The 2,061-nt window shown below is 59.6% G+C and carries 2 protein-coding genes; one reads left to right on the forward strand and one right to left on the reverse strand.

Annotated elements, in window-relative coordinates:
* Window positions 1–951 (forward strand): sigma-70 family RNA polymerase sigma factor (locus NW849_RS11570; RefSeq protein WP_414357758.1); only part of this gene is annotated, 951 nt, incomplete at its 5' end.
* Between the two features lie 22 nt (window positions 952–973).
* On the opposite strand, the gene gcvT is transcribed toward NW849_RS11570, so the two are convergent.
* The coding region (gene gcvT / locus NW849_RS11575; RefSeq protein ID WP_414357759.1) for a glycine cleavage system aminomethyltransferase GcvT at window positions 974–2,061 on the reverse strand (1,088 nt) is incomplete at its 5' end.

The raw sequence follows: 2,061 nt of genomic DNA on the forward strand, positions 1-2,061 counted from the left end.
GAAAGTCTTGACTTGCAAGATGCGGTGGGGCGTTTCTTGAAGACGATTGGGCGCTACTCGTTGCTCACCGCTGAAGAAGAACTCCGTTTGGCTCACCAGGTGCAGCGGATGGTGGCGCTCCTAGAACAGCGGCAGCCCCACGAGTCGGTGGAAGATTGGAGCCGGCGGTTGGGGATCCCCTTGGCAGAGCTGCAGCAGATCCTGCGGCAGGGGGAAGCAGCCAAGAAACGAATGGTGGAGTGTAACCTTCGCTTGGTGGTGTCGATTGCTAAGCGCTATCGCAATCGCGGCTTGCCGTTTCTGGATTTGATTCAGGAAGGCACGATCGGCCTCACCCGCGCCGTGGAAAAGTTCGATCCCACCCGTGGTTACAAGTTCTCCACCTATGCCACTTGGTGGATCCGGCAAAGTGTGAACCGGGGCATCCAGAACAAGGGGCGGATGATCCGTCTGCCGGCCCACATGTACGAAAAAGTCTCCCAGGTGAAGCGGCGCTACCGCGAGTTATCTGCCGAAAGGGGATCCCGCCCCCAGGCAGAAGAAGTTTTTGATTCTCTGGATATCGGCGATAACTACCGTGAGCTGATCACCCGCCACATGGCAGAGATGCGGTCTTTGAATGTGGGGGTAGGGGATGAAGATGGCACCGAACTGCAGCACTTTATCCCAGATGAAGACAACGACCCTGTCGAACACCTAACCCAGGTTGCCCATCGAGAGGAAGTCCGCGCTCTGGTGGGCCAACTGAGCGAACGAGAGCGACAGGTCATTGTGGCTCGCTATGGGCTGGATGGATCCAGAGGTCTAACGCTGCGGGAAATTGGGGAGCACATCGGTCTTTCGCGGGAGCGAGTACGACAGATTGAACGGCGGGCCTTGCGGAAGTTGCGGCGGCTGCAGCAGGAATACTCCACTCCCAAGACCGGCAAACGGCTCAACCCCCTGGGTTAACCGGAGCCTGCGCCTGTTCCCGTCAGCGGTGCGGAGCACGATAGAAAGGTTTTTTCACTACTTCCGCAGGCCGGCGTTGCCCCCGAATTTCAATTTCCAGCCGGGATCCCACCTTGGCCCAAGCCGGAGCGACATAGCCCAAGCCGATGCCGTAGCCCAAACTGGGAGAATGGGTGCCGCTGGTTACCCGTCCGATCGGCTCAGGGGAGTTGGGAGCGTAGATGGCATAGCCGCTGCGGGGGATGGCCGGATGCAGCATGCGAAACCCCACCAGGTGGCGAGGGATCCCTTGCTCCCGTTGGCTTTCGATGGCGGGCTTGCCGATATAGTCTTCTGGGTTGTTCACCAACCATCCCAAGCCGGCTTCCAAGGGAGTGGTGCTCTCGTCCATGTCCTGCCCGTAGAGATGGAGCGCGGCCTCCAGACGTAGGGTATCGCGGCAGCCCAGCCCACAGGGTTGCACGCCGGCCTGAATCAGTTGCTCCCAAAGGCGGATGCCATCTTCGGGGCTGAGCATAACTTCAAAGCCATCTTCTCCGGTGTAGCCGGTGCGGGCCACAAAGATAGTCTCTCCCGAGGTTCCCGCTGCTGTGGCAAACCGACCGTGCTGAAACCGGCGCAAAGCCTTCAGGGATCCCTCTAAAAAGGGCTGGAGAACCTCCTCGGCTGCCGGCCCCTGCACCGCCAACAGAACCTGAGCATCGGAGTGATCCTGCAGGTTAACTCCGGGGATCCCTTGGAAGTGGTGGTTGAGCCAATCCCAATCTTTCTGCCGGGTGGCTGCATTGACGATCACGCTCCAGTGCTCCAGCTCACCCTCCGGTGGATGCCGGTAGAAGATGACATCATCCAAAATGCCCCCCAGTGGATTGAGCAGGACGGTGTACCGACCAGATCCCACAGGAACGGCGCTCAGATCGCTGGGAACCAGACGGCTGAGGTGGGATCCCAGCTCCGGCCCCCAGAGGGTGAACTTGCCCATGTGGGAAATGTCGAATATCCCCACCCTCTCCCGCACTGCCCGATGTTCTGCTATCACTCCCCGATACTGCAGCGGCATTTCCCAGCCGGCAAAAGAGACAAATCGCGCCCCCAAAGCTTGATGAAGGG

The organism is Synechococcus sp. R55.3 (assembly GCF_047461975.1).
In the GTDB taxonomy this organism is placed as follows: domain Bacteria; phylum Cyanobacteriota; class Cyanobacteriia; order Thermostichales; family Thermostichaceae; genus Thermostichus.